Origin of the sequence: Amycolatopsis keratiniphila subsp. keratiniphila (assembly GCF_001620365.2) — a bacterium.
GTDB lineage: Bacteria > Actinomycetota > Actinomycetes > Mycobacteriales > Pseudonocardiaceae > Amycolatopsis > Amycolatopsis keratiniphila.
In genome coordinates this window covers 106,930-132,002 of sequence record NZ_LQMT02000037.1, presented here as the reverse complement: position 1 = coordinate 132,002, position 25,073 = coordinate 106,930, and the positions used below count along the sequence as shown (strand labels likewise).

The following is a 25,073-nucleotide window of genomic DNA, read 5'->3' as shown; positions in this document are numbered from 1 at the left end:
GATGAGCAGCATCGTCATCTTCGGGGCGGGCGGACGCGCCGGGCGCCGGGCCGTCGCCGAAGCCGTGAGCCGCGGGTACCTGGTCACCGCCGCGGTGCGGGATCCCGGCCGCCATGCGGATCTCGCCGCGGACAACGTCACCTTGATCGCCGCCGACGTCACCGACGCGGACGACGTCGCGAAAGCCGCCGCCGGGCACGACGCCGCGATCAGTTCCGTCTACCGCGCGGATCTCCCGTCACGCGAGTACTACCCGGCCGCCGCGCACGCGCTGATCGACGGCCTCGGGCGCGCCGGTGTCGGGAGGCTGGTCGTCGTCGGTGTCGGATCGGCGCTGGAGATCGAGCCGGGCGTCGCCTTCCACGACCAGCCGGGCTGGCCACCCGAACACCGCGAGTTCTCGCTCGGGCACACGGCGGAGCTGGAGGTCTTCCGTGCGTCCGGCGGCGGGCTCGACTGGGTGATCGTCGCGCCGCCGCCGGTGATGCTCGACGAACACGCCGGGCGCACGGGCGAGTACCGCAGCGGGGACCACCGGGTGCTGCTGCGCGCGGAGGACACGAAGCCGTTCTCCTACGCGGATCTCGCGGTGGCGCTGGTCGACGAGATCGAGCGGCCGGCGCACTCGAAGTCGATGGTCGCCGTCGACTACTGACCCGCTCCGGCCTCGTGAGCGCGAAGGACGGCTAGGCACACAGGCACGGCGTGAGCGAAGGCGTAACTCGCGTGATCAGGCACGTAACTCGCGTGATTGGACGCCGCACTCGCGAGTTACGTCTCAGATCACGCGAGTCACGGCTTCAATCACGCGAGTTACGCCTTCGATCACGTGAGTTCGGCGCCACGCGAGCGTGACTCAGCGCTCCGGCGAGTCCCCGCCGTTCTGCTCGGCCAGGAACCGCTCGAACTGGTTGCCCAGCTCCTCGGCGGTCGGCATGTGCTCGACCGACTCCGCGAGCAGGCTTTCCTTGCCCGACGCCTCCATGAACGTGTCGTACTGCTGCTCCAGCGCGCGCACGACGTCGGCGACCTTCTCCGAGCCGGCGACCTGGCGGGCGATCTCGGCCTCCGCCTCGTGCGAGGCCTCCCGCAGCTCCCCGTCCGGCAGGTTCAGCCCGGTCGCCGCGGCGACGGCGCCGAGCAGGTTCAGCGCGGCGCTCGGGTACGTCGAGTCCGCCAGGTAGTGCGGCACGTGCGCGGCGAACCCGGACGCGTCGTGCCCCCACTCGCCGAAGCGGAACTCCAGCAGCCCGGCGATACTGCCCGGCACCTGCATCCGGTTGGGCAGCGGGCGGTGTTCGCCGACCAGCTCGTTCCGGGTCGCGTGCGCGGTCACGCCGAGCGGGCGGGTGTGCGGCGCGCCCATCGGGATGCCGTGGAAACCGGTGGTGAGCCGGACGTCCCAGCGTTCGACCAGCCCGCGCACGGCCGCGCAGAACCGTTCCCAGTCGTGGTCCGGTTCCGGCCCGGTGAGCAGCAGGAACGGCACGCCGTCGGCGTCGTGCAGCAGGTGGACGACCAGCTCGGGGGCGTCGTAGGCCTCCCAGTGGTCGATGGAGTAGGTCATCGTCGGGCGCCGCGAGCGGTAGTCGATGAGCCGGTCGACGTCGAACCGCGCGATCACGCGGTGCTCGGAGGAGTTCAGGAGCTGCTCGGCGACGAGCTTGCCCGCGGACCCCGCGTCCATGAAGCCGTCGAAGTAGTGCAGGAGCACGGCCCCGCCGAGGTCAGGGACGTCCGAGTCCACCTCGTACAGGTCTTCCGGGTCCAGCGCCACCAGATCCTCCAGGTTTCGTGCGTGCAACCGTCTACGGGTGGCAACGCCCCGATAGGGGGTATCCATTCCGCCGGCCGTGGCCGAAATCCTATCGGTCCGTGACAGGTGTCGTGGGCGGTCCGCACCGAGGTGGTGCAGGGTGGAGGGGTGACGGAAGAGACCCTCAGCCTGCGCCCGCCCGCCAATCGGGTGAGCAGACGCGCCATCGGCTACTGGACGGTATGGGCAGCGGTCGGCTGGGTGATCTTCGTCGCGGCGCAAGCGGTGTTCGTGTTCACGAGCGACGACGCGCCGACGTGGCTGACGGTGACGTTGACGATCTCGTGCGTGCTCGCACCCCTGCATCTGCTGGTCATGCCGCAGTGGCGCTACCGGATCCACCGCTGGGAGGTCACCGGCGAGGCCGTGTACACCCAGGAGGGCTGGCTCAAACAGGACTGGCGGATCGCGCCGATCTCGCGGATCCAGACCGTCGACATCGAACGCGACCCGGTCGAGCAGCTGTTCCGGCTGGCGAAGATCACCGTGACGACGGCGTCGGCCGCGGGCCCGGTCAAGATCTCCGGTCTCGACCACGCCCAGGCGCTCGCGCTAGTCGCGGAACTCACCAGGACGACGCAGGCCACGCCGGGTGACGCGACATGAGCACCGAGGCACCACCGGAAACCGACGTCGGCCGCTGGCACCGGCTCGACCGCCGGATGCTGCTGATCCGCCCCGTCCTCGACGTCGTCAAATCGCTGCCGGTCCTGATCGGCACGGTGATCCTCGGCCGGGGCAACGGCTGGGAGTGGTTCGGCCTTGGCGTCACCGCGCTGACCGTGCTCGTCGGCGTCTCCCATGTCCTCACGTCGCGGTACCGCGTCGCGGACGGCCAGGTGGAATGGACCACGGGCCTGCTGCTGCGCAAACATCGCGCGATCCCGCTGGACCGGATCCGCACGGTCGACGTCACATCGGAACCGAAGCACCGCTTGTTCTCCCTCAGCGCCGTTCGCATCGGCACCGGACGGCATTCCCTGGCCCAGGGCGCGGGCAACGACCAGCTGGTGCTCGACGCCGTCAGCCAGGCCGAGGCGCACCGCCTGCGCACGGTTCTGTTGCACCGCAAGGAAATCTCTCCGGAAGCCGAGACGAAACCTCCCGAACAGGTCGTGGCGGAGGTCGACCGGAAGTGGGTGCGATACGCGCCGTTCACGCTGTCCGGGCTCGCCGTGGTGGGCGCGGTGTTCGCCGCGGTCTGGCATTTCGCGCACCAGCTGAACATCGCCCCGGAGAACGTCGGACCGCTGCGGGACCTCCTGGACGACCTGGCGAACACGGCGCTGTGGCTGATCGTGGTCGTCGCCGCGGTCGGCCTGCTCGTGGTCGTCTCGCTGCTGTCCGTCGGCGGCTACGTGCTCTCGTTCTGGAACTTCAAGCTCACCAGGGAATCCGAGGGCACCCTCCACGTCCGGCGCGGGCTGATCACCACGCGTTCGGTGTCCATCGAAGAAGAACGCCTTCGTGGCGTCGAGGTGAAGGAGCCGCTGCCGCTGCGGATCGCGGGCGGGGCACGGCTCACCGCGATCGCGGGCGGGCTGCGCGAGGGCAAGGGCGGCGACAAGGGCGGCGGGCTGCTGCTGCCACCGGCCCCCGTCGGCCGGGTCCACGAGGTCGCGGCCGAAGTGCTGCGGGAGAACTTCGACCCGGCCACCGTGCCGCTGAACCGGCATCCGCGACGGGCGCTGACGAGGCGGCTCACCCGCGCGATCGGCGGCGTGCTGCTGCTCGCGGCGGCGCTGTTCGGGTTGGCCTGGATCGATTTCCTGCCGTCCTGGATGTGGCAGGTCGCGCTCGGCCTGGCGCCGTTCGCCGCCCTGGTGGGCTGGGACCGCTACCGCAACCTCGGCCACGCGATCGTCGGGCGCTACCTGGTCAGCCGGTCCGGTTCGCTGGCGCGGGCGACGGTGGCGATCCGGCGGGAGGGCCTCACCGGCGTCGTCGTCAGCCGCTCGTTCTTCCAGCGGCGCGCCGGATTGATCACCGTGACGGCCCCGATCGCGGCGGGCAAGGGCGGCTATCAGGTGGTCGACGTCGGCGAATCGGCCGGACTGGCGATGGCGGAGCGGGCCGCGCCCGGTCTGCTCACGCCCTTCCTCAGCCGGGATGCTCAGCGATAGCCCGTGACGTCCGCGGGCAGGCCGGGGTCCTGGACTTCGACGAGATAGCGCCAGCAGTCGGGCCTGCTGCCGTCGAGGTCGGTGAATCCGTATTCCTTCGCCAATTCGCCACTGGACATCGATTTCCCGTTCCAGCGGGCGACTTCCGCGTCGCCGGCCAGCGCCGCGACCGCCCTGCCGACGAACGCGGGACTTTCGGAAATGGCGAAGTGCGGCTGCACCTTCGTCGCGTCGCGCCAATTCTCTTCCGTCACCCGATAAGCGTCGAGCATCGCTTCGGAACGCAACCAGCCCGGCGTGACGGCCACCGCGGTACCGCCATGCGGTGCCAATTCGTGGCCGAGTGCGAACGCCATCCGGTTCACCGCGGTCTTCGCGAGATCGTAGAAGAACGAAACCCGATAGTTCTCCGAGTTGTACTCGGTGGTGCCGTCGTTGACCTCGACGACCAGCGCGCCCGGATTCCTGATCATGAGCGGCAGCGCGAAATGACTGGTGATCGCATGCGTGTCGATGGCGAGCCGCAGCGTCCGCAGCCCAGTGTCCAAAGTGGACTCCCAGACCGTCTTGTCCCATTCGATGGGCGCGCCGTAGATGTCGTTGACCAGTACGTGCAACGCGCCCTGTTCGGCGTCGATCCGTTCCACCAGTTCGCGGACCTGGTCCGCCGCCAAATGGTCCACACCGATCGCGATCCCGCGCCCGCCCGCCTCGTCGACGAGCGCCGCCGTCTCCTCGATCGTCTCCGGGCGATTCATTTCCGACCGTCGCGAGGCGGTACTGCGGCCGGTCACGTAAACGGTCGCGCCGGCGGCACCCAGCTGGACCGCTATTCCCCGCCCTGCCCCGCGAGTGGCCCCGGCGACCAGCGCGACCTTGCCCGCCAATGGCTTTTCCATGGTCCGAACCTAGCAAGAAGTCCGCTTGTTCGTGGACCAAAGTCCCTGGTCCGCAATTCACACAATGTGCTACTTTCTTGACTCTTCGTGATTCTCCGGCGAGAGGTCGAGATGACGCCTGCCGCACGATCCCTGGACACCCCCGCCCCGCCGAAACGCACCCCCGGCGCCAGCAGCTCACGCAAGGTCCTCCAGCTGCTGCTCTCCTTTTCCGAACGCCGCTGGGACGCGAGCGTCGCCGAACTGGCCGCGAGGATCGGCACCCCGGTCGCCACGACGTATCGCTATGTCGCGCTGTTGAAGGAACTCCAGCTCCTGGAGGAGGGCAAGACCGGGCGCTATCACGTGACGAGCCAGGTGATGCCGCTCGCGCGGGCCGCGCAGCTGGCCAACGATCTCGCCCGCCTCGCCCGCCCGTCGATGGAGGAGGCCGCCCGCGACCTCGGCGAGACGGTGTTGCTGTTCCAGCATTTCGGCGATTCCGCGGTCTGCGCGGACCGGGTCGAATGCGAACGCGCGATGCGGTTCACCTTCCAGCCGGGACATTCGGTCCCGCTCGGCACCGGCGCGTCGGGCAAGATGCTGCTCGCCATGCTGCCGGAGGCCGAACGCGAGAGACGGCTTTCGTCGATCGTCCAGCGCCGCGGTCCGAGCGTGCGGGAGGAGGTCAAACGCGCCGGGGCGAACCGGTATTCGGTGAGCTGGGGCGAACTGGACGACGGCGTCTGGTCGTGTTCGGTGCCGATCCCGAGCACCGGGCACCGGCCCGCAGTGCTCACCCTGGCCGCCCCAGCGACCCGGATCGGCGACGACGCGAAACGGGCCGCCATCGTCACTCTCCAGTCGTACGCGAGCAGGATCCACCGCGCCGTATCGTCTTTCTCGCTGTAAATCACGGGCGGACGCGCACCGCGGCGGGGTAGAACTCGATCCGTGATCCGACTCGCCACTCCCGAAGACCTGCCCGTGCTCCAGGACGTCGAACGCGCCGCGGGCGAACCGTTCCGCGCGCTCGGCATGGCCGCGATCGCCGACGACGATCCGCCGTCGATCGCGGACCTCACGGTTTTCCAGCGCGACGGCCGGGCCTGGGTCTGGGACACCGGGGACGGCCCGGTGGCGTACCTGCTCGCCGAGGTCGTCGACGGTCACGGCCACATCGAGCAGGTCTCCGTCCATCCCGATCACGCGCGCCGGGGCCTCGGGCGGCGGCTGATCGAGCACGCCGCGGAGTGGGCCTCGCGCGAAGGGCTCGCCGGGTTGACGCTGACGACATACGCCGAGGTGCCGTGGAACGCGCCGTACTATGCCCGGCTCGGCTTCGCGACACTCGACGAGGAAGGCCTCACGGAGGGGCTGCGGGCCGTCCGTGACCACGAAATCGCCCGCGGACTGGACGCGTGGCCTCGCGTGACCATGCGCCGATGAACCGCGCGGCTCACCCCAGCGCGGAGGCGATCTCGCGGGCGACGCGATGCCCGGATTCGGCGGCGCCGTCGATGTAACCCGCCCAGCGCGTGGCGGTTTCGGTGCCCGCCCAGTGCAGTGGCCCGACCGGCCTGCGCAGGGCCGGACCGAACCGGGTGAGGGTGCCGGGCGTGGTGAACGCGCCGTAGCAGCCGCGGCTGAACTCCTCCTCCGCCCAGTCACGCTCCAGGTACGCGATCGGCTTCCGGGCCCGTGGCCCGAAATACCCGGCGAGGTCGTCGAGGACCCGGGCACGGCGGTCCGCGGGGGCCAGCCGCGCGCCCTCGTCGGCGTGCCGTCCTTCGAGGAAGCCGACGAGCACCGCGGGTGATCCGCCGTGCGGGGTGTTGTCGAACACCGTGCCCAGCGGACGGCGGTCGCTGTTCGCCTGGCCGCTCAACCCTTTCTCGCGCCAGAAAGGCTCGTCGTAGACGACGTTGACCTTGATCACCCGCCCCATCGGCATGCGCTGGACGAGCTGGTCGCGATCGCCGGGCAGACCCGGGGTGAACCGCAGGCGCGCCGCGAGCGTCGGCGGAACCGCGACCACGGCACGACGGGCGCGGACGGTGGTGGCGCCCGCCCGTACCCGGACTCCCGAGGTCTCCCATTCGATACCGGTCACCGGTGCGCCGAGGACGACGCGATCGCCGAGTTCGCCGGCGAGCGCGAGCGCGATGCGTTGCGTACCACCGGCGACCCGGTCCTGCTGCGCGCCGCCCGCCGTCTCGATCATCGAGTTCAGCCCGCCTCCGGCGCCGAGGTAGAAGGCCGCCCACAACGCGGAAAGATCCTCGGGCTCGGCGGAGAACAACGCCTCGGTGATCACCCGGAAGAACGACCGTCCCGCCTCGGTGCGGGCGGTCCGCCGCAACCAGGTCGCCAGGGTCTGGCCGTCCAGTTCCGCGGCCCGTTTCGCCAGCCACGGCTCCGCCGCCGGCACCTGCCGCGCCAGCCGGTCCAGCCGGAACTGGGTCTGGCCGATGTCGGCCAGCGCCACGGGTCCCAGACGCGGGATCCGGCCCGTGTACTCGGCCCGGCGCCCGGCGAACTCGGCGATGCGCCTGCCCGTGTCGTACGTGGGATACGTGCTCAGCCCGAGCTCGCCGATCAGCGCGAGCACCTCGTGCTGCCCCGGCCCCACCCACTGGCCGCCCACCTCGATGGGGCCACCGCCGGGGAGCTCGTCGTTGAGCAGCCTGCCGCCCACCCGGTCACGGGCCTCCAGCACCAGCACTTCGGCCCCGGTCCGGGCGAGATCACGGGCGGCGACCAGGCCCGCGATCCCCGCTCCGACCACCACGACATCCACCGATCGTTCCATCGCCGCCCACCTTCATACAGCGTGTATCTGACATACGAAGTGTATGTGATAGTCATGGCGAATGGAATCGGTGCGCGTGAAGTACGCGGAGCACACCCGCCAGGCCCTGTTCGACACCGGCCTGCGCCTGTTCGCCGAACGGGAGTACGCGAGCCTCTCCGCGGAGGAACTCGTCCGCGCCGCGGGCCTGACGCGTGGGGCGCTGTATCACCACTTCGACGGCAAACGCGGGCTGTTCGAGGCGGTCGTGGACGAGCTGGAACATCAGGCGGCGGGCCGGATCCGGACCGCGATCGCCTCGTCCGAGGACCCCGTCGAACGCACCGAACGCGGAGTCACGGAGTTCCTGGCCGTCTGCGCCGAACCCCGGTACCGCCACGTCGTGCTCTTGCAGGGGCCGATCGCGCTCGGCTGGCGCCGATGGCGCGAACTGGACCAGAAGCATCTGAGCGGCCTGGTCGACGACACGGTCCAGGCGATGCTCGCCACCTCGCGGATCCGGCCGCATCCGGCCAAGCTGGTCGCGGCCGCCTTCTACGGAGCGCTGACCGAGCTGGCGCTGGTCGTCGCCGAGACCGACGACCCCGGCCAGGCGCGAGCACAGGCCGCGGCACTGGTTCACGACCTGATCGCCGGCCTGATCACCCGCTGAAACGTCGCGAGTTCCGCCTTCGATCACGCGAAGCCACCCGCGCGGGGGGCTGGATTGGCGACGGCCATCGAACATGTGTTCTACTGTCCGCGCCGGTCCCGGAGGGGGAAGCTCCGCGGGCCGGCACCGGACTTCAGGGAGGCACGGATGGCGGTCAAGATCACCCATCTCACCAACGGGCAGCAGGTGCGCTTCGCGAACGCGGACGGCGCCCGGCGCTACGCCGAGATCATCGGCGGCGGGGTCGACAAGTGGCGGTTCACCGTGGTCAGCGGGCATGAGCGCCCGGAATTGTCGGGGCGGGTCGTTAATGTGCCGGTATGGCGTATGACTTCCAGGTGACCGTGGACTCCGCTCATCCGCACGACCTCGCCGGCTGGTGGGCCGAGATGCTCGGCTGGCAGGTCGAGGAGAGCAACGAGGAGTTCATCCGCGAGATGGTCGCGAAGGGGTATGCCCCGGAAGAGGCGACCACCACGCACAACGGTGTCCTGGTGTGGAAGGACGGCGCGGCGATCGTCCATCCGGAGACGAAGCAGCGGTTCCTCTTCCAGCTGGTGCCGGAGGGGAAGACGGTCAAGAACCGCCTGCACCTCGACATCCGGATGGGGGCGGACAAGATCGAGGCCGAGCTCGAGCGGCTGACCGCGCGCGGTGCGACGTTCCTGCACCGCGGCAAGCAGGGTCCCGCCGAGTGGATCACGATCGCGGACCCGGAAGGCAACGAACTCTGCCTCTCCTGAGGCGGGCCCACGAGGGCCCGCCACTGGGGGTGTCATGAAGGGACCTGGTCCCGTCGGCTGTGCCCTTCATGACCGAGCGCGCGGCCCTCGTGCGCGGCTCGTGAGTGGTAAGGGCGGTAGAACCGTCCTTACCACTCACGAGACTTCTGCTCAGGCAAGCTTGTCCAGTGCGCGCGGCAAAGCCGTCGCGAGCAGGTCGAGCTCCGCCTCCCCGGCGATCAGCGGCGGCGACACCGCGATCCCCTTGGCCAGGTTCCGCACGAGGACACCTTCGTCCCGCGCCAGCCGCTGCAGCCGGTTCGCCGCGCCGGGGTTCGCCGCGACAACGTCCGCCTTCAGCTCGACCGCGCCGAGGAAGCCGAGCCCGGCCCGGACCTCCTCGACCAGCGAATGCGAAGCCAGCCCGGAAAGCGCGTCCGCCAACGGCTTCTCCAGTTCCCGCCCGCGCGGGATGAGCCCGTCGCGCTCGTAGATGTCCAGCGTCGCGTTCCCCGCGGCGCAGGCCACCGGATGCCCGGCGTAGGTCGCGCCGTGCCGCAGCACCGGCGCACCCGGCGCGCCGGTGAAGAACGGCTCGGCCACCCGGGGCGCGACGATCAGCGCGCCCAGCGGGATCGTCCCGCCGGTGATGCCCTTGGCGGTCGTGATCATGTCCGGTTTCACCGCCCACCGGTCGATCCCGAACCAGGTGCCCAGCCGCCCGAAAGCGGCGATCACGCAATCCGCGACGAACAGCACGTCGTGTTTGCGGCAGATCCCGGCGACCGTCTCGATGTACCCGTCCGGCGGGAGCAGGACGCCGCCCGCGCCGATCACCGGTTCGCAGAAGAAGGCCGCGACCCGCTCCGGGCCGACCCGCAGGATCTCCGCTTCGAGCGCTTCGGCGCTGTCATAGGGAACGTGCGAGATGTCGCCGGGCAGCGGCCCGAAGCCCGCCGCGTTGGCCGCGATCCCGCCGACGGCCGTGCCGAAACCGTGGGTGCCGTGGTAACCCTGCACCCGGCCGATGACGTGCACCTTCTCCGGGCGCCCGGTGTGCGCGAAATACGAACGGGCGATCTTGACCGCGGTGTCGATGACGTCACCGCCGCCCGAACCGAAGAAGACCTTCGAGCCCGGTTCGGGTGCGAGCGCGGAAACGCGCTCGGCGAGCTTCAGCGCGGGCTCGTTGGCGTTGTAGCCGAACAGGTTGTACGAATCGAGCGTCCGCAGCTGGTCCGCGACGGCCTGCGTGATCTCCTCGCGCCCGTGCCCGAAGTTCGCGTACCAGAGTGACGCCGTCGCGTCGAAATACCGCTTGCCCTCGTCGTCCCAGACGTAGGAACCCTCACCGCGGGTGATGACGAGCCGGTCGCCGTCGACCGCTCCCATGTCCGCGAACGGGTGCCACAGCGGATTACGCGCGGACGCCGACGAAACCATGATCTTCCTCCTCGTGCTCGTGCCCCCATCCTCACCCGGATCCGGCCGGGACGCGAACACTCCATCGTGCACAGTTCGCGCTCCGGACCTGTCCGGCTTGTCACGGCGACCGTCGGTGAATCTCCAACACCATCCCTTCGGCTCTTGACCGGCACCGGTCGATCCTGTTGCTTGATGAGTGGGTTTGTTCAAAGTTGAGCATTCTGGGAGGAACTTATGCGTCGTCTCGCCGGCACGCTCGTCGCCGCCTGCACGCTCACCGCCCTCTGCGTCGTCCCGGCGGCCGCCGCCGAGAGCCCGCCACCGGTCGCGACCCCGCCGATGGGATGGAACAGCTGGAACAAGTTCGGCTGCGACATCACCGAAGATCTGATCCGGGAGACCGCGGACGCGATGGTGTCGTCCGGGATGAAGGCCGCGGGCTACCAGTACGTGAACATCGACGACTGCTGGGCCGAGAAGAACCGCACCCCCGACGGGAAGTACGAGGCTCATCGGACGCGCTTCCCCAGCGGCATCAAGGCGTTGGCCGACTACGTGCACGGAAAGGGCCTGAAACTCGGCATCTACACCAGCGCCGGCACGGAAACCTGTGCGCGGACCATGCCCGGTTCACTCGACCACGAAGAGGTCGACGCTCAGACGTTCGCGGACTGGGGAGTCGACTACCTCAAATACGACAACTGCCACAACCAGGGCCGCCCCGCGCTGGAGCGGTACACGAAAATGGGCGAGGCACTGAAGAAGACCGGCCGCCCGATCGTCTACGCCCTGTGCGAATGGGGCGAGAACAAGCCCTGGGAATGGGGCAAGGACGCGGGGGCGCAGTTGTGGCGCACCACCGGCGACATCAGCGACAGGTGGTCGAGTATGACCGACCTGCTCGACCAGCAGGTCGGCCTGGAAGGCTATTCCGGACCGGGCGGTTGGAACGATCCGGACATGCTCGAAGTGGGCAACGGCGGCATGACCGACACGGAATACCGCTCCCACTTCGCGCTCTGGTCGTTGCTCAACGCGCCGCTGCTGGCCGGCAACGACCTGCGCTCGATGTCCGACGCGACCAAGAAGATCTTGCTGAACAAGGATCTTCTCGCGGTCGACCAGGACTGGGGCGGCAAGCAGGGCCGCAAGATCCGCGACGACGGCGACACCGAGGTCTGGGCCAAGCCGATGTCCGACGGCTCGAACGTCGTCGTGCTGTTCAATCGCGGCGGCTCCCCGGCGACCCTGTCCTCCACCGCCACCGAGATCGGCGCGCCCGCGGCGTCCGGTTACCGGGTCCGGGATCTGTGGACCGGCGCGGAGGCCGAATCCGCCGGCACCCTCCGAGCCGGGCTGCCGGGCCACGGCTCCGCGGTGTTCCGCGTCTGGCCGTCCGACCAGCCGAAGGCCGCGCCGCATACGACGCTTTCCTTGACCTCACCCGAATACGCGGCCGTCGACAAACCGTTCACCACGACACTGCGGGTGTTCAACGACGGCCGGACACCGGTCCGGTCCGGGGTGGTGAAGCTGGCGGTCGGCGCGGGCTGGACGCCCGACGGCGACACCGAAGCGCGGATTCCCGCCGTCGCGCCGGGGAAATCGTGGGAACGGACCTGGACCGTGCGACCGTCGTCCGCCGGCGGCGATCGGGTCGAGCTCTCCGGACGGTTCGGCTACCGGACTTCCTGGGGTGCGCGGTCGTTGTCCGTGGACGGAAGCGCTCCCGTCGTGAAACCGCCCGCCGCCGGGACGAACGCGCTGTCGAAGGCGGTGTTCATGACGGCCGACAACGGCTACGGCCCGGTGGAACGCGGGACCAGCAACGGTGAATCGAAAGCAGGCGACGGCCATCGGATGAGCATCGACGGTGTGACCTACGACGACGGACTGGGCGTCCACGCGCCGTCGAAGGTCCGGCTCTACCTCGGCGGCGGATGCGCGTCGTTCGCCTCGTCCGTCGGGGTCGACGACGAGAAGGCCGGAGGCAGTGTGGCTTTCGAGGTCGTCGGCGACGGGAAGCGGCTGGCGAACACCGGTGTGCTCAAGCGCGGTCAGGCGGCTGAGAAGCTCTCCGTGCCGCTGAGCGGGGTTCAGGTGCTCGATCTGGTCGTCACGGACGGCGGTGACGGGGTCGACTCCGACCACGCTGACTGGGCTGGTGCCACGCTGCGCTGTTAAGCTCGCGCCTGCGGTACATGAAGGCCTCCTTGCCTACCTTCAAGGTAGGCAAGGAGGCCCTCACGGACGTACGACCAACGGCCCCCCACGTTCAGTAGGTACTTACGGCAGCCTTGGTCCTTTCCTAGCGTTCCCGGCGCTCATAAGCGGCCAGAAGCTGCTTCTCGGCCTCCCGCAGGTACTTCTCCAGCGCGGTCTCGGCGGGCCCGAAACGCCCCCGCTCCAGATCCCGCAGGATCCGCTCGTGCCGTTCCAGGAACGGTTCGAAAAACGCCCGCGTGTTCTCCGCCAGCACGAAGAAGAGCCGCGTCTCCGCGAGCACCTGGCGCATCGTCGTGCTGACCCGCTCGCTGCCCGCCAGGTCGCCCACCGCCTGGTGGAACGCGATGCTCGCGGTCCCGACGGCCTGCCAGTCGCCTTCGTCGGCCGCGGCACGGCCGTCCCGCACCGCGGCCGCGACGGCCGCGAGATCCACGGCGGACAGTTCGGCCGCGCGCCGCAGCGCACCGCATTCGGTGACGCGCCGCATCACGTACAGATCCGAGATGTCCTGCGCGGTCAGCTCGCGGACGAACACGCCGCGGTTGAGTTCGTGCACCGCGAGCCGTTCGTGCGCCAGCAACTGGAAGGACTCGCGCAAGGTGTTGCGTGAGACGCCCAGCGCGGCGCTGATCGACGGTTCGGAAAGCCTCGACCCCGGCGGGAAGACACCTTCGGTGATGCGCTGACGCAGGATCTCGGCGACCCGTTCCGCGGTCCCGCTCCGTTCGAGCAACGGTCTGTCGCGGGCCAGCGTCTCCTCGGCGGCAGAGGTGGACACGGCGCTACCTGACGCCGAGTTCGAAGTCGAGACTGTACCGGTTGCCCGGCATGGCACCGGCGGCCTTGGCCCCATCGATCGGGAGCGCGACCCCGTTGACGAACCGGGATTCGTCGCTGGCCAGGAAGACCACGGCCTTCGCGACCTCCCACGCCTCGCCGACCCGCCCGGCGGGCGTGCTCGCGACCAACTGGTGTTGCTTGGCTTCGAAGTCCTCCGGCGACGCGAGCGTGCCGCGCAGCATGTCCGTGTCGATCGCGCCCGGGTTGACCGTGTTCGCCCGGATCCCCTGGTGCGCGTGCGCGACGGCGATCGACTTCATCATGCCGACCAGCGCGTGCTTGGTGGCGTTGTACACCGGGTCGCCGGGGCGGCCCATCACGCCGCCGTTGGACGACGTCGAGACGATGCTGCCCGCCTTGTTCGCGATCATGTGCGGCAGCACCGCCCGCGTGCCCAGGAACGCGGCACGCACGTTCAGTGCGAAGATGTTGTCGAATTCCGCCAACGTGGTGTCCGCCAGCGGTTTCCCGAGGTGGATGCCGACGTTGTTGAACAGCACGTCGACCCGGCCGGTTTCGGCGACCACGCCGCGCACGAACTCGTCGACCTGTCCTTCGTCGGTCGCGTCCACAAGGGAGTGTCGCGCCCCTTCGACAGCCTCCGCGGGTTCGCGGATGTCACTGGTGAACACGGTCGCGCCCTCGGCGACGAATTCCTTCACGGTGGCGAGCCCGATACCCCTCGCTCCCCCGAAGACCACCGCGACCTTGCCTGCCAGCCGGCCCATGCTCATTTCCTCCCTCTCGACGAAACCGCCGTGTAATCCTCCGGAAGACGCACCAGCGCCCCGGGCTCCCCGTGATAGGTGACCTCGACGCCGTACAGTTCGCGCGCCGCTTCCACCGAGATGTATCCGTCGACGACGTCGGCGAGCACGGCTTCCGTGGCCCGCTCCCTCGGATCCCCGTAACCGCCGCCACCGGGCAGGACCACGTTCACCACGTCGTCCGGCCGCAGGTTCACCCGGCTCTTCGACGGCAGGGCACCACGGGTGAGCTCGAACCGGCCGGCCGCCCCGTCGTGCCCGGAGTCCACACCGGACGCCGGGCGGTGCAGCCGGTCGACGTTCCCGTTGACACTCCACGAGATCTCGCCGCGGGCGGCCATGGTCGTGCGCTGGCCGAGGCCGCCGCGCCACTGTCCGGCGCCGCCCGAGTCCGTGCGCAGCACGCGTTCGCGCTGGATCAGCGGAGCCATCGTCTCGATGACCTCGGTCGGCGTCGAACGCAGGCCGCTCGGGAAGCCTGTCGTATTGAGTCCGTCCTTTGTGGACCGCGCGCCGATACCGCCGGTCTGGAAGACGTTGAGCATGAACTCGCGGCCCTCGGCGTCGGTACCGCGCCAGATCGTCATCCACAAGGCGTCCGCGCTGTGCGCCATGGCCTTGCCGGGCAGGGCGCTGATCAGCAGCGAAGGCAGGAAGTGCCCGATCAGGTGCCGGGACGCGACCGGCGCGGGCGGCAGGCAGTTGAGCACCGATCCCTCCGGCGCGGTGACGTGCACCGGCCGGAACGAACCCGCGTTGTGCGGCACTTCCGGCGAGATGGCCGCCTTGACCGCGAACGACGCGTACGCCCTGGTGTAGTTCAGGACGACGTTGATCCCGCGGCGGCTCTGCGGCGACGATCCAGCGAAGTCGAGATGGATGTCCTCGCCGTCGATGGTCACCGCGACCTTGAGGACGACTTCTTCGTCGTCGAAACCGTCTGTCGCCAATTCGCTGGTGTACGTGCCGTCCGGCAGTTTCGCCAGCGCGTCGCGTAGCGCCCGTTCGGAGCGGTTCATGATCTCCGCGGCGACGTCGTCCAGCGAATCGAGACCGAATTCCTCCAGCAGCCGCACCAGGCTGGCGGCGCCGACCTCGTTCCCGGTGACCTGGGCGTACAGATCGCCGATGGTCTCCTCCGGGGTGCGGACGTTCGCGCGGATCAGCAGTTCGAGCTCCGCGTTGACCTCGCCCGCACGAAGGAACTTCATGATCGGCAGGCGCAGCCCCTCTTCGAAGACCTCGTGCGCCTCGGCGGAGACCAGCCGCCCGCCGATGTCCGGGGCGTGGCAACAGGAAGCGAACCAGGCGACCAGCCTGCCTCGCAGGAACACCGGCGTCGCGACGGTGATGTCGTTGATCTGCCCGGCGGTCTGCCACGGGTCGTTGGTGAGCAGCACGTCGCCCGGTGCCAAGGTCTCCGGTGGATACGCGGCGACGAAGTGGTGCATCCCGGTCGCCATCGCGTTGATGTGGCCGGGGGTCCCGCCGACGGACTGGCCGATCATCTCGCCGCGTGAGTCGAACACCGCGCAGGCCAGGTCGAGCGATTCCCGCACCACGGACGAGAAAGCCGTGTTGACGAGCGCGTTCTGCTGCTCGGCCAGGATCGAGTGCAGCCGGTTCCCCAGCAAACCCACCAGGATCGGATCGACGCTCATACCGTCACCACCAGGCTGGCGTCCTCGCCGACGACGCAGCGCGCGCCCGGTGGGACGACCACAGTGGACTCTCGTTCCTCCACGATGGCGGGCCCGTCGACGCGATCACCCGGCTTGAGCCCGTACCGATCGAACACCGCCGTGTCGACAAATCCACCCGACGCGGGAAAGTAAGCCGGCCGGCTCCCCTTGCGCGCGTCGCCCTCGGCCTCGGCACCCGCCAGTTTCAGCGTGACCTCGGGCGACGGCCCGCTGGAGACGACCCGCCAGTTGAGCACCTCGATCCCGACGTCCGGCCCGGTCCGCCGGTACAACGTCCGATAGGTCTCGGTGAACGCGCCGATCAGCGACTCCGGCCAGTTCCCCCGCTCGACCGGCACGCGGATCTCGTAGCCCTGCCCGGAATACCGCATCTCGGCGATCCGGCGATGCGTCACATCGTCCACACCGGACTTCCGCAGCAGTTCCGTACCCTCGGCCTCCATCTCGGCGAACAAGGCGTCGACCTGCTCCCAGGAGAGATCGAGGACAGCCGCGCGAGCCGAACGGACGAAGTCGAAGGCCAGGGGCGCGGTGAGAAAACCCGCCGCGCTCAGCACCCCGGCGGCAGGCGGTGCGACCACCTCGGGCGCGCCGAGCGCCCGTGCCACGCCGACGCCGTGCACCGGCCCGGCACCGCCGAAGGTGAACATCGGCAGCTTCGCCGGATCCTTGCCGCGCTCGACGGCGTGGACACGGGCGGCGTTGGCCATGTCCTCGTTGACGCTGGTGTGAATGCCCCAAGCGGCCTCTTCGACGCTGACGCCGAGCGGTCCCGCGATCTTCGAGCGGATCGCCTCACGGGCGCCCTCGGCGTCCAAAGTCATTCCGCCGCCAAGGAAATAGCCCGGATCCAGGTAGCCGAGCACGAGGTCGGCGTCGGTCACGGTCGGCTCCGTGCCGCCTCGTCCGTAGCAGACCGGGCCGGGCTCGGACCCGGCCGAATCCGGGCCGACGGTGAGCAGGCCGAGCGCGTCGATACGCGCGATCGAGCCGCCGCCGACACCGATCTCGATCATGTCGGTGACCGGAACCTTCACCGGCAGCCCGGATCCCGGCAACAGCCGGTACTTCCGGTCCACTTCGAACTCGTGCGTCACCAGCGGCGCGCCGCCGGAGATCATGCACAGCTTCGCCGTCGTCCCGCCCATGTCGAAGGCCAGCAGATCGTCGACACCGGCCGCGGCCCCGATCGCGGACGCGGCCAGCGCCCCACCCGCCGGGCCGGATTCGAGGATGCGGATCGGATGACGGGCGGCGGTGTCGACGGTCGCGATCCCGCCGTTGGACAGCATGATGTGCGGCGACGGTCGCACTCCGGACTCGTGCAAGCGCCGTTCCAGGTCGCGCAGATAGCGTTCGGTGAGGTCCTGGACATAGACGTTCGCGACGGTGGTGGAGGTGCGCTCGAACTCGCGGATCTCGGGGACGACCTCGCTCGACAGCGCGACGCGCAACCGAGGCGCCACTTCCTCGAGCACCTCGGCGGCGCGGCGTTCGTGCGCGGGATTCGTGAAGGCGTGCAGGAAACAGATCGCCACCGCGTCGATCCCGCGGGCGTCGAGCTCGCGGCCCAGCCGTGCGACGTACTCCTCATCCAGTCCTGTGTGGACAGAACCGTCGGCGAGGATCCGCTCGGGGACGTCGAACCGCAGATGACGTGGGACCAACGGGTCGGGGAGTTCGATGAGCAGGTCGTAGAGTTCGTACCGGTGCTCGCGCCGCATCTCCAGCACGTCACGGAAACCGGCGGTCGCGAGCAGCGCGGTGCGGGCACCCTTGCGTTCGATCAGCGCGTTCGTGACCAGGGTGGTGCCGTGCACGAACTGCTCGACGTCGCCCGCGACCAGCCCGGCGTCCGCGAGTGTCCTTTTGAGACCTTCCTCGACCGCGCGGGCGGGCTCGTCGTGCGTCGTCAGCACCTTGCCGACGGCGACGACCCCGGTTCGGTCGAGCACGCAGAGATCGGTGAACGTGCCGCCGATGTCCACGCCGACCCGAAGCCCGGTCACGGGGATTCCCTGCGGTACCAGCGCGGCGAGGTGTTGAGCGGCGGCGCCATCTTCGCGCGGACGACCAGTACGTTCGGCTCGTCGGACTCGACGAACTCGCCGAGCAGCCGCCGGAACGCCCGCCCGAACCCGGAGACGCGATCCGCGTGCACGCCGAAGGACCTTGCCAGTCCGACGAAATCGGGGCTGTCCCAATCGACGCCGCGCCGCGGCAGCCCGGCGCGATCCTGGTCGTAGCGAAGCATCCCGTACCCGCCGTCGTCGACGACGATCGTCGTGACCGGCAACTGTTCCTGCGCCAGCGTGTGGAGATCACCGCAGCCGAAGAGGAAGCCGCCGTCCCCGGTGACGCAGATCGCGCGGCCACCGCCCGCGGCAGCGGCACCGAGCGCGGCGGGGAAACCGTAGCCGAGCGTGCCCCAGCCCATCGGATACGCGAGTTTGCGCGGCGCACGGACCCGATGGAACCCGCCGATCCAGTACCCGGCCACGCACATGTCCGCGACCACCACCGCGTCGGGCGGCAATACCTCGTCCAAAGTAGACAGAAGGTCCGCGGCCTGCGGCTCCTCCTCCTTGATCCGCCGCCGGACCCGGGCGGAGACCTTGGCCAGCCTGCCGACCAACGCCGCGATCCCGGACCGTTCCTCGACCTTCAGCGCCTCGACGAGCACCCGGGCGTCGCCGACCAGCGTGATGTCCGGCTGGTAGTTCTTGGCCGCGTCGTCCGGGTCGACGTTGATCGCGATGAGCTTCTTCGGCTTCGGCATCAGCCAGTTCTGCGTCATCAGCCCGTCGAAGTCGGTGCCGATCGCGAGGACGACGTCGGCCTCGTCCCACAGCGCGCCGACCTCGGGCGCGTGCACCGGATTCGGGGCGAGACAAGGATGATCGACCGACAGGAGCCCGCGGGCGCCGAACGTGGTGAGCACCGGCGCGGCCAGCCGTTCGGCGAGTTTCCCGATCGCCTCCCCCGCCTCGGCACGCAACGCGCCGCCGCCCGCCCAGATCAGCGGCCGGTCGGCGGCGGCAAGCATGGCCTCGGCCTCACTGAGATCCGGGATCTCGGCAGGCCGGGCGTGCGAACGCGGCGGACGGCGCGCGGGCGTCCGCTCGGACAGGAAGTCGGTGGGGATGCCGAGGTAGACCGGCCCGCTCTGCGGCTGGAGCGCGAGCCGGGCCGCGCGGTGGAGCGTGGCGGCGACCTGGTCGGCGCTCGTGACGGTGAACCCGGCCTTGGTGACCGGCGCGAACATCGCCTGCTGATCCGACGTCTCGTGCAGGACGCCGCGGACCACTCCGGGCCGCCGCAGCGTGGACGGGATGTCGGTGGCGATGATCAGCACCGGCGCCGCCGACGCCATGGCCTCGCCGACCGCGGCGAGCGTGTTCGCCGCGCCCGGCCCCGTGGTCACCAGCGCGACCCCGAGCTTGCCCGTGGCGCGGGCGTACCCGTCGGCCGCGTACCCGGCCGTCTGCTCGTGCCGGACCCCGACGAGCCGGATGTCCGTATCGGCCAGCGCCTCCCATAACGGCAGGTTGTGCACCCCGGGGAGACCGAAGACGACTTCGGTCCCCAGAGCGGTCAGCGCGTCGGCGAGATGCTGGGCTCCGGTGGGTGCAGGCACCCCGCCGATAGTGCCAGATCGTTCAACGATCCAGCAACCAGCCGCTGCGCGTGAAGGCCCCCTTCCCTCGGCTCAGCCGAGGGAAGGGGGCCTTCACGCGCATCCGGCCTCAGTACAGACCGGCCGAGTAGGCGGCGGGAGCGTAGTACGCCTCGAGGTCGGCCAGCGAGTCCTCCGGCCGCTCGAAGGTCTTCGAGATCGCCGCACGCGACGGCAGCGCGTCGGGCGTCCAGCTCTCCGGCGACCACAGCTTCGACCGCATGAACGCCTTCTGGCAGTGGTGGAAGATCTCGTCGATGTCGACCACCAGCGCGAGCTTCGGCCGGTTGCCCTTCACGATCATGTCGTCGAAGAACGGTGCCTCGCGCACGAGCCGCGCGCGGCCGTTGATCCGCAGCGTGTCGCCACGGCCGGGGATCAGGTAGATCAGCCCGACGTGCGGATTCGACAGCACGTTGTGGAATCCGTCGGCGCGCCGGTTGCCCGGCCGCTCCGGGATGGCGATCCGCGTATCGTCCAGCACCAGAGTGAACCCGGCGGGGTCGCCCTTCGGCGAGACGTCGCAGGTGCCGTCGGCCGCCGAGGTCGCGATCAGCACGAACGGCGACTCCGCGAGCCACTGCCGGTCCAGCTCGTGCAGCTTCGGGCGCGCCTTGTTCGCGGTCCGCTCCAGCGGCGGCGGCAGGATCTCGCGCAGTTCGGCCTCGGTGGTGACTTCGACGAACTCAGACAATGTTGTGCTCCCTCGTCACGGCCCGGTCGCCGGCGAACCGGCGGACGTCGAGCCCGGTGATGTCGATGGCCGGGACCCGCCCCAGGTAGAGGTCCCGCACGAGCTCCCCCACGGCCGGCCCCATCTGGAACCCGTGTCCCGAAAACCCGGTCGCGTAGAAGAACCGCGACAGGTGGACGCTTTCCCCCACGATCTGGTTGCGATCGGGGGTCACCTCGTACAACCCGGCCCAGCCGCCGCGGATCCCGGCGCCGAGCACGGCGGGCACCCGGCGCGCGGCGATCTCGGCGAGTTTCGGCAGCCACTCGCCCGGCTGATACCGGGTGTCGAAACCGGGGTCGCCGTCACCGTCGCAGAAGGACATCGCCAGGCCGAGGCCCTCGCGGTGGAAGTAGAACGCCGAGGGCATCTCGATGGTCAGCGGCACTCGCCCGGGCAGGCCCGCGACCGGTCCGGTGAACACGACCTGCCGCCGGTACGGTCGCACCGGGAGGTCGACGCCCGCCAGCTCGCCGATCCGTCCCGACCACGCGCCCGCGGCGCAGACCACCGCTTCCGTCCGCACGGAACCGGCCGAGGTCAGGACGCCGGCGATCTCGTCGCCGTCGCGTTCGATCCCGACGACCTCGACGCCGGTCTTCAGCACCGCGCCGTGCCCACGCGCCGCCCGCGCGTAGCCCTGCACCGCGGAGTCCGGAGTCGCCTTGGCGTCGTCCGGCGACCACAGCGCGGCGACCACGCCTTCGGTGTCGATCAGCGGGGAGAACCGCCGTGCCTCGGCGGGCTCGACGAGACGGCTGCGGACCCCGTAGGAGTTCTGCAGTTCGGCGCAGCGCTCGAATTCGGGCAGATCCGCGGGGTCGGTGACCAGGTACAGATAGCCGTCGCGGCGGAAGTCGATCTCGGTCCCGTACGTCTCGGCGAAGGAGGCGTACTCCGCCAGCCCGCGTAGCCCGATCTCGATGTTGACCCGGGTGGTGAACGACGACCGGATCCCGCCCGCCGCCTTCGCCGTCGAGCCCGCCCCCAGGGTGTCGCGTTCGAGGAGCAGCACCGAGACCCCTGCGGCGGCGAGCCGGTACGCGCAGGCGACCCCGATGATGCCGCCGCCGATCACGACGACGTCGGTGCGTTCAGGCAGTGACTCCATCCGTGTCCCCGATCCGTTCGTCCTCGGGCGGCGGTCCCGGCGGCGTGCCGTCGCCGAACGGGCGCCCGCCCAGCTGTTCCCGGTGATGCGGCGTCGTCCAGCCGGACAGGTCCGGTCCCAAGGGGACGATCCGCGTCGGGTTCACCTGCTCGTGCACTGCGTAGTAGTGCCGCTTGATGTGGTCGAAGTCGACGGTGTCACCGAAGCCCGGCGTTTGGAAGAGATCGCGGGCGTAGGCCCACAGCACCGGCATCTCGGCCAGTTTGTTCCGGTTGCACTTGAAGTGCCCGTGGTAGACGGCGTCGAAGCGGACGAGCGTGGTGAACAACCGGATGTCCGCTTCGGTGATCGTGTCACCGACGAGGTAACGCTGCTTCTCGAGCCGTTCGGAAAGCACGTCCAGCATGGTGAAAAGCCGGGTGTAGGCGTCCTCGTACGCGGCCTGCTTGGTCGCGAAACCGGCTTGGTACACGGCGGCGTTGACGTCGGCGTAGACCCCCGCGTTGACGTCGTCGATCTCGCCGCGCAGTCGCTCTGGGTAGAGGTCGGGTGCGCCGGGCCGGTGGAGGCTGGTCCATTCGGTGGACAGATCGAGGGTGACCTGGGGATAGTCGTTACTCACCAGCCGTTTGCTCGGAATGTCCACAATGGCCGGAACGCTGATCCCGCCCATGTAGTGCGGATCGGCCGCGTGATAGGCCTCGGCGAGGTACTTGATCCCGAGTACCGGGTCCCGGTCACCGGGATCGAGGGTGAACCGCCAGCTCTTGTCGTCCTGGATCGGATCGGCCACGGCCACGCTCAGCGCGGACTCGAGACCGAGCAGCCGCCGGACGACCAGCCCGCGGCTCGCCCAGGGACAGGCCCGGCTGACCACCAGCCGGTATCTCCCCGCCTCCACCGGCCAGCCGTCGCGGCCGTCGGCGGTGACACGCGCGTCGAAATGGTTGGCGGACCGACGGAACTCACCCGTCTGCGGATCGGTCGGGATCGTCATGTGAGCCACCCTAAAGCGTGAGAAGGTGGTTTCGGTGTGCGTAGACTCTGGCACCCGGCGTGTCCGCACGCCGCCGCGCGGAAGGTGGTCCCGACGATGCCGTTCATGCCCGTGACCGACTCGATGTTCCTTCTCGTGGAGACTCGCGAACATCCGATGCACGTCGGCGGACTGCAACTGTTCAAGAAACCCGAGGACGCCGGGCCCGAGTACCTGCGCGACATCCGCCGGAAACTGCTCGATTCCGACAACATGCGCTCGGTGTTCCGCCGCCGTCCCGCCCGGCCGGTCAACACCGCGGGCCACCTCGCCTGGTCGACCGACACCGACCTCGAACTCGACTACCACTTCCGCCATTCGGCGCTGCCCCAGCCCGGCCGCATCCGCGAACTGCTGGAGCTGACCGGGCGCTGGCACAGCACCCTGCTCGACCGGCATCGCCCGCTGTGGGAGATCCATCTGGTCGAGGGCCTGCAGGACGGCCGGTTCGCGATCTACAGCAAGATCCACCACGCGCTGATGGACGGCGTCTCGGCGCTGCGGCATCTGCAGGGCACGCTGTCGGACGACCCGGCGGACCTCGACTGCCCGCCGCCGTGGGGACGCCGCGCCAAACCGGACGGCGGCCGCAACGGCAAGGCGTCGCCGTCGGTGCTCAGCACCTTCGGCAAGACGGTCAACCAGCTCGCCGGGATCGCGCCCGCCGCGATGAAGGTGGCGCGGGAGGCGTTCCAGGAGCACACGCTCACGCTGCCGGCGCAGGCGCCGAAGACGATGCTGAACGTGCCGATCGGCGGGGCCCGCCGGTTCGCCGCGCAGTCGTGGTCGCTGGACCGGGTGCGCAAGGTGGCGACCGCGGCCGGGGTGTCGCGCAACGACGTCGTCCTCGCGATGTGCTCGGGCGCGCTGCGCGACTACCTGATCGAACAGAACGCGCTCCCCGACGCGCCGCTCACCGCGATGGTCCCGGTTTCCTTGCGGCGCAAGGACAGCGGGGACGCGGCGGGCAACAACATCGGCGCGCTGCTGTGCAACCTCGCCACCCATCTGACCGATCCGGCCGCGCGGCTCGCGACGATCAACGCGTCCATGCGGAACGGCAAGAAGCTCTTCTCGGAGCTGACCCCGCTGCAGACGCTGCTGCTGTCCGGGATCAACGTCGCCCAGCTCGGCATCTCACCGATCCCCGGCTTCGTGAACAACACGAAACCGCCGTTCAACCTGGTGATCTCCAACGTGCCGGGGCCGCGCAAGCAGATGTACTGGAACGGCGCCGCGCTCGACGGCATCTATCCGGCGTCGGTGCTGCTCGACGGGCAGGCGCTGAACATCACGCTGACCAGCAACGGGGACAACCTCGACTTCGGCGTCACCGGCTGCCGCCGGAGCGTCCCGCATCTCCAGCGCATCCTGACCCACCTGGACACCGCGCTCGTCGAACTGGAACACGCGGTCTCCCTGCCCCGCGTTTAGTCCTCTGAATGCGGTGGGCCACCGCATTCAGAGGGCGAAACGCGCCCGGGGCTAGCTGCCGTCGGAGACGTACAGGCCGCCCGGGGTGATCGTGTACAGCTGGCCGTCCGGGCCGGCGGTCGCGTCACGCGTGCGGCCGAGGTTGGTCCAGAGCTTGCCACCGTTGCCGTTCAGGTCGAGCTTGTACGTGCCGCCCTTGAGCGACGCCATGTACAACGAGCCTTTGTACGCGGCGAGCCCGCTCGGCGTCGCCGAGGACGTCGGCCAGGACTTGACCGGGTTGGTCATCCCCGCCGTGTTGCACGGGCCTTCGCAGGTCGGCCAGCCGTAGTTCTTGCCGGGCTCGATCCTGTTCAGCTCGTCGAGCCTGTTCGCGCCGATGTCGGAGATGTAGAGCTGCCCGTTCGCCCAGGTCAGCCCCTGGACGTTGCGGTGGCCGTAGGAGTAGACGCGGCTGTTGAACGGGTTGCCGGGCGCGGCCGCGCCGTCGGTGGTGACGCGCAGGACCTTGCCGCCGAGGGAGTTCTTGTTCTGCGCGTTGGCGCCGTTCTGGCCGTCGCCGGTCCCCGCGTAGAGGTAGCCGTCGGGCCCGAACCGGATCCGCCCGCCGTGGTGGTACTGCGAGCCACGCGGGATGCCGGTGACGATCGGCGTCGGCGGCTGGCCGAGCTTCAGCTTGGCGATGCGGTTGTCGGAGCTGGTCGTGTAGTAGATGAAGACCGTCTCGTCGGTGGCGTACTTCGGCGAGACGGCGATGCCGAGCAGGCCCGCCTCCGCGGTGACGCTCACGCCGGGGATGGTCTGGACCGTGGTGACCTTGCCCGCCTTGTCGATCTTGCTGATCGTCTTGGCGTCCTTCTGTGTGAAAAGGCCGGTGCCATCAGGCAGGAAGTCGATCGACCAGGCCTGGTTCAGGCCGCTCGCGAGCTGCCTGATCGCCTGGACGGACGGCGCTTCGGCGGCCGTGGCCGGGACGGCCGCGATCGACACGGCCGTCGCCGCGGCGAACGTGGCGGCGAGAATACGACGTAAGGACATGGGACGCCTCCTTCAGCTACCCCTGGAGCCCCGCGAGTTGGATAGAAACACACCACATAACGAAACGGACACCACTGGACG

General features: G+C 69.6%; 23 protein-coding genes. 10 read left to right on the top strand and 13 right to left on the bottom strand.

Annotated features, from left to right (window positions below; translation table 11 throughout):
- The first annotated feature begins 1 nt into the window (after position 1).
- A complete protein-coding gene (locus tag AVR91_RS34520) occupies positions 2-655 on the top strand; it encodes an NAD(P)-dependent oxidoreductase (protein ID WP_083737840.1) in 654 nt (217 codons plus the stop codon).
- A 201-nt stretch (positions 656-856) separates the two neighbouring features.
- On the opposite strand, the gene AVR91_RS34515 is transcribed toward AVR91_RS34520, so the two are convergent.
- Positions 857-1,777 (bottom strand): proteasome assembly chaperone family protein, encoded by a 921-nt coding sequence (locus AVR91_RS34515; RefSeq protein ID WP_016336965.1) that lies wholly within the window; start codon positions 1,775-1,777, stop codon positions 857-859.
- 105 nt (positions 1,778-1,882) lie between these two features.
- On the opposite strand from AVR91_RS34515, the gene AVR91_RS34510 reads away from it, so the two are divergent.
- On the top strand, positions 1,883-2,422 hold the full coding sequence (locus AVR91_RS34510; RefSeq protein ID WP_063272495.1) for a PH domain-containing protein: 540 nt from the start codon (positions 1,883-1,885) through the stop codon (positions 2,420-2,422).
- On the top strand, positions 2,419-3,939 hold the full coding sequence (locus AVR91_RS34505) for a PH domain-containing protein (RefSeq protein ID WP_063272494.1): 1,521 nt from the start codon (positions 2,419-2,421) through the stop codon (positions 3,937-3,939). The genes AVR91_RS34510 and AVR91_RS34505 overlap by 4 nt, the downstream gene beginning before the upstream one ends.
- Here AVR91_RS34505 and AVR91_RS34500 read toward each other — a convergent pair.
- The gene (locus AVR91_RS34500) at positions 3,930-4,838 is read right to left on the bottom strand and encodes an SDR family oxidoreductase (protein ID WP_063272493.1); all 909 of its coding nucleotides are present in this window, start codon (positions 4,836-4,838) and stop codon (positions 3,930-3,932) included. The two genes, AVR91_RS34505 and AVR91_RS34500, sit on opposite strands and share 10 nt — an antisense overlap.
- Positions 4,839-4,949: 111 nt before the next feature.
- Here AVR91_RS34500 and AVR91_RS34495 point away from each other — a divergent pair, with 111 nt between their 5' ends.
- Both AVR91_RS34495 and AVR91_RS34490 read left to right on the top strand, forming a co-directional pair.
- Positions 4,950-5,729, top strand: a complete 780-nt coding sequence (locus tag AVR91_RS34495; protein ID WP_063272492.1) for an IclR family transcriptional regulator — start codon at positions 4,950-4,952, stop codon at positions 5,727-5,729.
- Positions 5,730-5,771: 42 nt separating this feature from the next.
- On the top strand, positions 5,772-6,266 hold the full coding sequence (locus AVR91_RS34490; protein ID WP_063272491.1) for a GNAT family N-acetyltransferase: 495 nt from the start codon (positions 5,772-5,774) through the stop codon (positions 6,264-6,266).
- A gap of 10 nt (positions 6,267-6,276) precedes the next feature.
- Here the strand turns inward: AVR91_RS34490 and AVR91_RS34485 are convergent, their stop codons facing one another.
- Positions 6,277-7,629, bottom strand: coding sequence for a flavin monoamine oxidase family protein (locus AVR91_RS34485; RefSeq protein WP_063272490.1), 1,353 nt, complete (start codon positions 7,627-7,629; stop codon positions 6,277-6,279).
- Positions 7,630-7,690: 61 nt separating this feature from the next.
- Here AVR91_RS34485 and AVR91_RS34480 point away from each other — a divergent pair, with 61 nt between their 5' ends.
- From AVR91_RS34480 to AVR91_RS34470, 3 genes are all read left to right on the top strand, one after another.
- Positions 7,691-8,281, top strand: a complete 591-nt coding sequence (locus AVR91_RS34480) for a TetR/AcrR family transcriptional regulator (RefSeq protein WP_063272489.1) — start codon at positions 7,691-7,693, stop codon at positions 8,279-8,281.
- Positions 8,282-8,428: 147 nt separating this feature from the next.
- On the top strand, positions 8,429-8,623 hold the full coding sequence (locus tag AVR91_RS34475) for a hypothetical protein (RefSeq protein ID WP_007028443.1): 195 nt from the start codon (positions 8,429-8,431) through the stop codon (positions 8,621-8,623).
- Positions 8,602-9,024, top strand: coding sequence for a VOC family protein (locus AVR91_RS34470; RefSeq protein WP_063272488.1), 423 nt, complete (start codon positions 8,602-8,604; stop codon positions 9,022-9,024). Before AVR91_RS34475 ends, AVR91_RS34470 begins: the two co-directional genes overlap by 22 nt.
- A 150-nt stretch (positions 9,025-9,174) precedes the next feature.
- Here AVR91_RS34470 and AVR91_RS34465 read toward each other — a convergent pair whose 3' ends face one another.
- Positions 9,175-10,446, bottom strand: coding sequence for an aminotransferase family protein (locus AVR91_RS34465; RefSeq protein ID WP_063272487.1), 1,272 nt, complete (start codon positions 10,444-10,446; stop codon positions 9,175-9,177).
- A gap of 216 nt (positions 10,447-10,662) precedes the next feature.
- Between AVR91_RS34465 and AVR91_RS34460 the strand changes: the two genes are divergently transcribed.
- Positions 10,663-12,612 (top strand): NPCBM/NEW2 domain-containing protein, encoded by a 1,950-nt coding sequence (locus AVR91_RS34460; protein ID WP_063272486.1) that lies wholly within the window; start codon positions 10,663-10,665, stop codon positions 12,610-12,612.
- Positions 12,613-12,736: 124 nt separating this feature from the next.
- On the opposite strand, the gene AVR91_RS34455 is transcribed toward AVR91_RS34460, so the two are convergent.
- From AVR91_RS34455 to AVR91_RS34420, 8 genes are all read right to left on the bottom strand, one after another.
- On the bottom strand, positions 12,737-13,432 hold the full coding sequence (locus AVR91_RS34455) for a GntR family transcriptional regulator (RefSeq protein ID WP_063272485.1): 696 nt from the start codon (positions 13,430-13,432) through the stop codon (positions 12,737-12,739).
- A 4-nt stretch (positions 13,433-13,436) separates the two neighbouring features.
- Positions 13,437-14,222 (bottom strand): SDR family NAD(P)-dependent oxidoreductase, encoded by a 786-nt coding sequence (locus tag AVR91_RS34450; protein ID WP_063272484.1) that lies wholly within the window; start codon positions 14,220-14,222, stop codon positions 13,437-13,439.
- A 2-nt stretch (positions 14,223-14,224) separates the two neighbouring features.
- Complete coding sequence (locus AVR91_RS34445) at positions 14,225-15,922, bottom strand: hydantoinase B/oxoprolinase family protein (RefSeq protein ID WP_063272483.1); 1,698 nt, start codon at positions 15,920-15,922, stop codon at positions 14,225-14,227.
- Positions 15,919-17,973 carry a hydantoinase/oxoprolinase family protein gene (locus AVR91_RS34440; protein ID WP_063272482.1) on the bottom strand — a complete coding sequence of 685 codons (2,055 nt, stop codon included), beginning with the start codon at positions 17,971-17,973 and terminating at the stop codon, positions 15,919-15,921. Before AVR91_RS34440 ends, AVR91_RS34445 begins: the two co-directional genes overlap by 4 nt.
- Positions 17,970-19,601: a thiamine pyrophosphate-binding protein gene (locus AVR91_RS34435; protein WP_063272481.1), complete on the bottom strand. Its 1,632-nt coding sequence runs from the start codon at positions 19,599-19,601 to the stop codon at positions 17,970-17,972. Before AVR91_RS34435 ends, AVR91_RS34440 begins: the two co-directional genes overlap by 4 nt.
- A gap of 109 nt (positions 19,602-19,710) precedes the next feature.
- Complete coding sequence (locus AVR91_RS34430; RefSeq protein WP_063271610.1) at positions 19,711-20,334, bottom strand: pyridoxamine 5'-phosphate oxidase family protein; 624 nt, start codon at positions 20,332-20,334, stop codon at positions 19,711-19,713.
- Positions 20,327-21,484 carry an NAD(P)/FAD-dependent oxidoreductase gene (locus AVR91_RS34425; RefSeq protein WP_063271609.1) on the bottom strand — a complete coding sequence of 386 codons (1,158 nt, stop codon included), beginning with the start codon at positions 21,482-21,484 and terminating at the stop codon, positions 20,327-20,329. Before AVR91_RS34425 ends, AVR91_RS34430 begins: the two co-directional genes overlap by 8 nt.
- The gene (locus tag AVR91_RS34420) at positions 21,468-22,481 is read right to left on the bottom strand and encodes a glutathione S-transferase family protein (RefSeq protein WP_063271608.1); all 1,014 of its coding nucleotides are present in this window, start codon (positions 22,479-22,481) and stop codon (positions 21,468-21,470) included. The genes AVR91_RS34425 and AVR91_RS34420 overlap by 17 nt, the downstream gene beginning before the upstream one ends.
- A gap of 96 nt (positions 22,482-22,577) precedes the next feature.
- On the opposite strand from AVR91_RS34420, the gene AVR91_RS34415 reads away from it, so the two are divergent.
- Entirely contained in the window at positions 22,578-23,954 is a 1,377-nt protein-coding gene (locus tag AVR91_RS34415; RefSeq protein ID WP_063271617.1) for a WS/DGAT/MGAT family O-acyltransferase, read from the top strand.
- A gap of 51 nt (positions 23,955-24,005) precedes the next feature.
- Here AVR91_RS34415 and AVR91_RS34410 read toward each other — a convergent pair whose 3' ends face one another.
- Positions 24,006-24,992, bottom strand: a complete 987-nt coding sequence (locus AVR91_RS34410; protein ID WP_063271607.1) for a PQQ-dependent sugar dehydrogenase — start codon at positions 24,990-24,992, stop codon at positions 24,006-24,008.
- Positions 24,993-25,073 lie beyond the last annotated feature (81 nt).

Excerpts from the sequence above, each read along its gene's own strand:
- AVR91_RS34520 (WP_083737840.1), top strand. The coding sequence starts at position 2 with ATGAGCAGCATCGTCATCTTCGGGGCGGGCGGACGCGCCGGGCGCCGG.
- AVR91_RS34505 (WP_063272494.1), top strand. The coding sequence starts at position 2,419 with ATGAGCACCGAGGCACCACCGGAAACCGACGTCGGCCGCTGGCACCGG.
- AVR91_RS34500 (WP_063272493.1), bottom strand. The coding sequence starts at position 4,838 with ATGGAAAAGCCATTGGCGGGCAAGGTCGCGCTGGTCGCCGGGGCCACT.
- AVR91_RS34495 (WP_063272492.1), top strand. The coding sequence starts at position 4,950 with ATGACGCCTGCCGCACGATCCCTGGACACCCCCGCCCCGCCGAAACGC.
- AVR91_RS34485 (WP_063272490.1), bottom strand. The coding sequence starts at position 7,629 with ATGGAACGATCGGTGGATGTCGTGGTGGTCGGAGCGGGGATCGCGGGC.
- AVR91_RS34480 (WP_063272489.1), top strand. The coding sequence starts at position 7,691 with ATGGAATCGGTGCGCGTGAAGTACGCGGAGCACACCCGCCAGGCCCTG.
- AVR91_RS34475 (WP_007028443.1), top strand. The coding sequence starts at position 8,429 with ATGGCGGTCAAGATCACCCATCTCACCAACGGGCAGCAGGTGCGCTTC.
- AVR91_RS34470 (WP_063272488.1), top strand. The coding sequence starts at position 8,602 with ATGGCGTATGACTTCCAGGTGACCGTGGACTCCGCTCATCCGCACGAC.
- AVR91_RS34465 (WP_063272487.1), bottom strand. The coding sequence starts at position 10,446 with ATGGTTTCGTCGGCGTCCGCGCGTAATCCGCTGTGGCACCCGTTCGCG.
- AVR91_RS34460 (WP_063272486.1), top strand. The coding sequence starts at position 10,663 with ATGCGTCGTCTCGCCGGCACGCTCGTCGCCGCCTGCACGCTCACCGCC.
- AVR91_RS34450 (WP_063272484.1), bottom strand. The coding sequence starts at position 14,222 with ATGGGCCGGCTGGCAGGCAAGGTCGCGGTGGTCTTCGGGGGAGCGAGG.
- AVR91_RS34445 (WP_063272483.1), bottom strand. The coding sequence starts at position 15,922 with ATGAGCGTCGATCCGATCCTGGTGGGTTTGCTGGGGAACCGGCTGCAC.
- AVR91_RS34425 (WP_063271609.1), bottom strand. The coding sequence starts at position 21,484 with ATGGAGTCACTGCCTGAACGCACCGACGTCGTCGTGATCGGCGGCGGC.
- AVR91_RS34420 (WP_063271608.1), bottom strand. The coding sequence starts at position 22,481 with ATGACGATCCCGACCGATCCGCAGACGGGTGAGTTCCGTCGGTCCGCC.
- AVR91_RS34415 (WP_063271617.1), top strand. The coding sequence starts at position 22,578 with ATGCCGTTCATGCCCGTGACCGACTCGATGTTCCTTCTCGTGGAGACT.
- AVR91_RS34410 (WP_063271607.1), bottom strand. The coding sequence starts at position 24,992 with ATGTCCTTACGTCGTATTCTCGCCGCCACGTTCGCCGCGGCGACGGCC.